A 7213-nucleotide genomic window follows, 5' to 3' on the forward strand; every position below is an offset into this window, starting at 1 on the left:
TTTGTTAAAATATTGGCAGCCGCTTCTTTAAAGTGAAACGGGATAAAGACCATACCTTTATATGGACGCTCTGAAATGGCTGCCCTGACCTCTATTGTTCCCCTTCGAGATGACACTCTTACTTTATCACCATCCATAACTCCCATTTTTTCTGCATCATAGGGATTGATTTCAACATAAGCCTCTGGAGAAATCTTATTGATAGCATCAATCCTTCTTGTCATAGAACCTGTATGATAATGGAAGAGCTGTCTTCCTGTAGAAAGCATAAATGGATATTCATCATCCGGTAATTCTTCAGATGGTCTATATTTTACCACACTGAATCCTGCTTTTCCTCTCGGAAAACCTCCCTTGAATAGATATGGTGTTCCTGGATGGTCGATCGTAGGACATGGCCACTGCAGTCCTGTCTTTTCTATTCTACTATAGGTTATTCCAGCCATTGCTGGCCATATCTTTCCTATTTCGTGTAAGACCTCTTCTGTAAAATTATATTTCATCTCATATCCAAGTCTTCTGCTCAGTTCAATAATTATCCATGAATCCTCTTTTGCTTCACCAGGCGTATTTACTGTCTTTCTCACGCGTTGAACCCTTCTCTCGGTATTTGTAAAAGTCCCATCCTTCTCTGCGAATGAAGCAGCAGGAAGAACAACATCCGCTAATTCTGCGGTTTCTGTCATGAATATATCCTGCACAACAAGGAACTCAAGCTTTTTCAAGGCTTTTATTGTATGACTGATATCCGGGTCAGTCAAAGCAGGGTTTTCCCCCATAATATACATCGCCTTCAATCTTCCTTCAGTAGCTTCATTTATCATCTCTTGAGCAGTAAGTCCAATCTCATCTGAGAGTCTGACATCCCAAGCCTTCTCAAACTTTTCTTTTATAGCAGGGATGTTGACTTTCTGATAACCGGGATACTGATCAGGAACGCAGCCCATATCTGTTCCGCCCTGGACATTGTTCTGTCCTCTCAGAGGATTCACCCCTGTGCTTTCCTTTCCGAGATTTCCAGTCATCAATGCGAGGTTTGCTATGGCATAAACATTATCTGTTCCATGTGTATGCTGTGTTATTCCCATTGTGTAATATATACCTGGTCTCTCAGCCCTGCCATAAAGTAATGCTGCCCTGATTATATCTTCCTTTGGCACACCTGTAATCTTCTCTCCAACCTCTGGTGTATATTCCTCAAGGCTTTCTTTGAGAGATTCATAATCTTCTGTCCTACCGAGTATAAATATCCTGTCTATCAAATCCTCTTTCAGTATCACATGCATCATTGAATTCAATAGCGCAACATCTGTTCCTGTTTTTTGCCGTAGCCAAAGCTCAGCAAATCGCACAAGGTCAATCTTCCTCGGGTCAGCAACAATGAGTTTCGCACCATTTCTAACAGCCTTTTTCATCCTGAGACCGATAATTGGATGTGTCTCTGTGGTATTTGAGCCAATGACAAATAATAAATCATTATTCTCAATCTCTGGGATAGAATTTGTCATTGCACCTGAACCAAATACTGTAGCCAGACCGGCCACTGTTGCGCTGTGTCAATACCTGGCACAGTGGTCAACATTGTTTGTCCCTATCACAGCACGCATGAATTTCTGAAAGAGGTAATTTTCTTCATTCGTACATTTTGCAGACGAAAGTCCACTGATAAAGTTTGCCCCATACTTATCTTTAATTTCGCTGAATCTCCTTGTAATAAAATCAAGCGCCTCATCCCAGGAAACCTCTCTAAAAAGAGTTGCGAGTTGAGAGTTGAGAGTTGAGGGTTGAGGTTCGTCTTTTAACTCCGAACTCCGAACTCCGAACTCCGAACTCGATCTTGAGGCTATTCTAATAAGAGGTTTTGTGAGTCTATCAGGGCTATTTATAAAACTATAACCGAACCTGCCTTTTGAACATAACCAACCCTCATTCAAGGTATCTTCTCTTGAAGATACCCTTATAACCTCATTCCTCTTTATATGGAGTGTAAGACTGCAACCACAGCCACAATAAGGGCATGTAGTATCTATTTCTTTAACATCCTTCTGTCTTCCCTTCCCCCTCCACATCTTACCTGTCAATGCACCTGTAGGACAGACTGCAACGCACTGACCACAGAACTCACAGTTCAGGTCTTTTTCAAAGGGTGGCGTTACCTTAGCATAAAAACCTCTATATGCAAAACCAATAGCACCAACACCCTGAACCTCATGGCATATCCTGACACATCTTCCGCATAGAATACATTTCTCCATCTCCCCCTCAATGAATGGGTTTGCATCATGTTCTTTATATCTCCTTCTCTCGCCATTAAAGGGTATTTCTTTAATATCATAGGTATATGCAAGTTCTTGAAGTGTGCAGTCACCAGCCTTTTCACATGTCATACACTCATTCGGGTGGTCTGAAAGGAGAAGCTCAAGAACCGTTTTTCTCAATCGTTCTAATTCCGGTGTAGATGTAATAACAGACATTCCCTCAGATACAGGTGTAGTACATGATGTTACCGGACGGTTCATCCCTTTAATATCAACTATACAGAGTCTGCAACTACCGAATGGAGAGAGTTTGGGGTGAAAACAAAGAGTTGGAATATATATGTCGTTCTGTCTTGCTGCCTCAAGAATTGTTGTTCCTTCCTTTACAACAACCTTTCTATCATTTATAGTAAGTTCTATCATCTAAACAACCTCAAATTTCAAAAATCAATCCTGAAACAAGCCTGTCTTTGCATTTTCAACTAACATATCTGCTGGGCCTATTTTCACTGCATTAAACTTTGTGGGACAGACCTCATAGCACCGGCGGCACTTAATGCAGAGGTCCTGATTGATTTTATGAAGCTGTTTTTTCTCGCCAGTAATCGCATTCGGAGGACACTCCTTTAAACACAAACCACATCCCTTACATGCGACTTCATCTATGTAGAAAGTTATCAGGTCTCTGCAGACCCCTGCCTTACACCATTTTTCTTTTATATGTGATTCATACTCATCCCTGAAATATTTTATGGTAGTCAGAACAGGGTTTGGTGCAGTCTGCCCGAGACCACAGAGAGAGGTTACTTTTATATCATTTCCAAGTTCAAGTAAAATCTCTATGTCCCCTTCCTTGCCATTTCCTGCAACAACCCGCTCGAGTATCTCAAGCATCCGTTTGGTCCCTACCCTGCACGGAATACATTTACCACAAGACTCATTCTGTGTAAACTGGAGGAAAAATCTTGCTATCTCGACCATACAGTCCATCTCATCGAGGACAACCATTCCTCCTGAACCTATAATAGAACCAGCACTGGCAAGGGATTCATAATCAACCGGTATATCTAATAACTCTGCTGGAATGCATCCGCCAGATGGTCCTCCTGTCTGCACAGCCTTAAATGCCCTTCCCTTTTCTATTCCACCTCCAATGTCATAGATTATCTCTCTCAGAGGAATCCCCATAGGAACCTCAATAAGCCCTGTATTTTTAATCTTTCCTGTCAATGCAAAGACTTTTGTCCCTTTACTCTTTTCTGTGCCAAAGGACGCAAACCACTCTGCACCATTTCTGATTATAAAGGGCACATTTGCAAGGGTCTCCACATTATTGATTACTGTTGGTTTTCCCCATAGACCACTGTAAACAGGAAAAGGTGGCTTTGCAGTTGGCATTCCCCTCTTACCCTCAATAGAGGCAATAAGTGCTGTCTCTTCACCGCATACAAAGGCACCAGCACCGAGCTTGATCTTTATGTCAAAATTAAATCCTGTTCCGAATATATTTTTACCCAGGAGTCTTTTTTCTCTTGCCTGATCGAGTGCCTTACCGAGTCTCTCAACAGCAAGAGGATATTCTGCTCTGATATATACATAGCCTTTGTTTGCCTCTATAGCGTATGCACCTATAATCATTCCCTCTATGACAGCATGAGGATTACCCTCAAGAACCGCTCTATCCATGAAAGCGCCAGGGTCACCCTCATCAGCATTACAGATCATATATTTACGGTCAGATTGAACCTTTCTGCATATCTCCCACTTGTTACCTGTAGGGAATCCTGCTCCACCTCTTCCCCTGAGACCTGACCTCTTAATAATATCTATCGTCTCTTCAGGCGTCATTGAGGTAAAGACCTTCTTTGTTGCCTCATAACCTCCAACTGAAATATATGCATTGATATCCTCAGGGTCTATCTCGCCACAATCAGAGAGCACGACCTTTATCTGTTTCTTATAGAAATTGTGATAGCCGTCTCCAACAACCCATTCTTTTACAGGAGTGCCACCGATAATATGGTCTCTGACAATCCTTGAGACCATATCAGGCTTGACATATTGATATGTTGTCTTGTTACTGTCTATAATTACATCAACAAGCACATCTTTTGCACACAATCCAAAACATCCAACCTTATGTAGAGAACAGTGTTTCTCTATGTTGACTTTTATATCAACTACTTTAAGTTCATTTTCGAACACTTCAATAACATCCGTTCCCCCCGCCGCAATACCTCCTGGCCCCATACAGACTTTTACTTTTATATCAGCCGTCATCTTTTTTCACCCCTGAGTTTCTTTATCTCCTTCGAGAGTCTATCGGTAGTCATTCTGCCATGAACCTTTTTGTTAACTATAACAACAGGTGCAATACTGCATGTTCCTACACATGCTACCTTCTCTATAGTGAATTCCCTGTCCTCCGTAGTATCTTCACCCTCGATGAGATTAAGTTCCATTCTTAAGCCATCGATTAACCTCTCAGAGCCTTTTACATGACACGCTGTCCCACAGCATGCAGTAATGATATTTTTGCCTGTCGGTTTTAAATGGAACTGGGCATAGAAAGTAACAACACCAAAGAAACTACTTGAGGGGATATCAAGTTTTTTTGAAAACCATTCTACTGCTTCTCGAGGAATATAACCAAAAGCCTCCTGAACCTCCTGAAGCAAGGAGATGATATTACCTTCATTCTTTCTATAGTTATCGAGGATCTGTTTAAGTGTTTCTTCCATAAGGCTTGAAAATTAGCATATGGAAACAAGATATGTCAAGAAAAGAAAGACATGGGGTCAGGCACAGGAGACTTTATTCCTGCCTTCACGCTTTGCCCTGTAAAGGGCTTCATCCGCCTTCTTTACCAGCTCATCTACTGTGTTTCCATCATTAGGGAGAATAGCACATCCTATACTCACAGTAATCTTGCCGAGGGGCTGTGTCTCCTCAAGGGGGAAATGCTTTTTTTCGATCTTTTTTCTTAACCTCTCGGCTATCATCACACATGTATTATCTCCAATCGCTGGAAGTAGTATGACGAATTCTTCACCACCATATCGTGCCACTATATCCACCTCTCTACTCTCAGCCCGTAATATCTTAGCAATGCTTTTTAATATCCCATTTCCTGCAAGGTGTCCATGCATATCATTGTAATTCTTAAAGTGGTCGATATCTATCATCATAATACCGAGAGGATAATTATATCTAATCGCCCTTTTGAGCTCTTCTGTAAATCTGTTCATGAAGTATCTATAATTATAGAGTTGAGTCAAACCATCTGTGATAGAAAGGCGTATCGCATCATCTACAAGTCTTGCCCTCTCTATGGCGATTGCAGCATAAGTGGATATAAGCGAAAATAACGAAATCTCTCTCTCGGTAAATCTCCGTGGAACAAAATCATCCACATAGAGGATACCGATTATTTTCCCTTCGCTTAATAGCGGAGAGGCAGCTATCGCCCTGACACCTTCAGCAAGTAGATAGGGATTGTTGAACTCAGGATGCCTTTTAATATTGTTTATAGTAACTGGCTTATTACTGTTAAGGATGAAGTCCGTCAATCCCTTCTTCCTTAATTTCCATTTATATTCCTTCATGAAATCAGAACTGAAGCCTCTCACTGCTATAACGCTCAACTTATTATGTCTTTCATCTAATACTGCAATGCTCCCCGCAGGGGTATGGGTAAGCCTTGTCGCATACTCGAGTATCACATTACATGTATCCTTTATATTCCAACCTGATGTTAACGTCAGTCCAAGCCTGTAAAACGCCTCATACTCTTTAATCTGTCTCTTGTTTTCCTCTATCGTCTTTGTTCTTTCATTAATTAGGTCCCACATGAACTTTGCTAAAAATCCACCCATAATCTCTACATCTGGTGGTTTTATTTTCTCTATTTCTTTTGTTACATCATCTTTGCCTGTTACATTTATTATTAAGTGAATATCTTTCCGATGTGAGATAAATTTTCTAAAATCGTCCCCTACAGGTATTCGATATTTCTTTGCGAGTTTTATTCCCTCTGCATCTTTTCTCACATCAACCACACCTGTAATCTTCACAGTAGGGTCTTTATTCAGCATTTCTATGATTGCAGAGCCACCTTTACCAGCACCGACTATCACGACTTTTGACTTTTTAATCACAGCCATACCTTATACTGAACAGAGTTTGCATTCCCCTGTATACTCAGAATCCGCCTTAAGCATCCCCTTTTCAAAAGCCATTGTTGGTACCTTTCTGATATACAGCACTTGATCATCTTTACTCCCGTATCTAAACACAGTTATCCCTTTACATTTTAACCGATATGCTTCATGGAAGATATCCATGACATCCTCTTTTGTAGAGTCCATCCTCATATTTACAGTCTTGCTTACAGCATTATCTGTATATCTCTGGAATACCGCCTGCATCTTTACATGCCATAGCGGATCTATATCAAGAGCGGTAACAAAAAGCCTCTGCACCTCAGCAGGTATTTCCTGCATGTCCCGAATACTCCCCTTCTCTGCAATCTCCAACATCAGGTCATCACTGTATATATTCAGTCTTTTTGCCACTTCCTCAAAAAGGGAATTAACTTCAAGCATCTCTGTTCCTTCCATCACCTTTCTTATATAGGAGACAGCGAATAGTGGCTCAATACCACTCGTTGTCCCTGCAATAATGCTTATTGTTCCTGTGGGGGCAATCGTTGTAACAGTGGCATTCCTCATCGCAGGAAAACCTTTTTTATCCCAGAGGCTTCCTTTAAAATTAGGGAATGAGCCCCTGACCTTACCGAGTTCAACTGATGCCTTTCTTGCCTCACCTGAGATAAATCCCATTATTTCCTCTGCAATCCTGAGTGCTTCTTCAGAGTCATAAGGTATACCGAGCATGATCAACATCTCTGCAAATCCCATAACACCAAGCCCTATCTTTCTATTTCCCATTGTCAT

At 41.2% G+C, this 7213-nt stretch carries 5 protein-coding genes and 1 pseudogene; all 6 read right to left on the reverse strand.

Features of this window, described 5'->3' with window-relative positions; genetic code table 11:
- On the reverse strand, positions 1 to 2474 hold a 2474-nt coding region (gene fdhF / locus AB1488_03745; GenBank protein ID MEW6409211.1), incomplete at its 3' end, for a formate dehydrogenase subunit alpha.
- Positions 2466 to 2681, reverse strand: a pseudogene (locus AB1488_03750) (2Fe-2S iron-sulfur cluster-binding protein). The gene fdhF and the pseudogene AB1488_03750, both read right to left, overlap by 9 nt.
- Before the next feature lie 24 nt (positions 2682 to 2705).
- Entirely contained in the window at positions 2706 to 4538 is a 1833-nt protein-coding gene (nuoF, locus tag AB1488_03755) for an NADH-quinone oxidoreductase subunit NuoF (GenBank protein ID MEW6409212.1), read from the reverse strand.
- Positions 4535 to 4999 (reverse strand): NAD(P)H-dependent oxidoreductase subunit E, encoded by a 465-nt coding sequence (locus AB1488_03760; GenBank protein ID MEW6409213.1) that lies wholly within the window; start codon positions 4997 to 4999, stop codon positions 4535 to 4537. Before AB1488_03760 ends, nuoF begins: the two co-directional genes overlap by 4 nt.
- A gap of 57 nt (positions 5000 to 5056) precedes the next feature.
- On the reverse strand, positions 5057 to 6415 hold the full coding sequence (locus AB1488_03765; protein ID MEW6409214.1) for a diguanylate cyclase: 1359 nt from the start codon (positions 6413 to 6415) through the stop codon (positions 5057 to 5059).
- A 9-nt stretch (positions 6416 to 6424) separates the two neighbouring features.
- The coding region (locus AB1488_03770) for a hypothetical protein (protein MEW6409215.1) at positions 6425 to 7213 on the reverse strand (789 nt) is incomplete at its 5' end.

Source organism: Nitrospirota bacterium, from assembly GCA_040756155.1.
Classification (GTDB): Bacteria; Nitrospirota; Thermodesulfovibrionia; order JACRGW01; family JBFLZU01; genus JBFLZU01.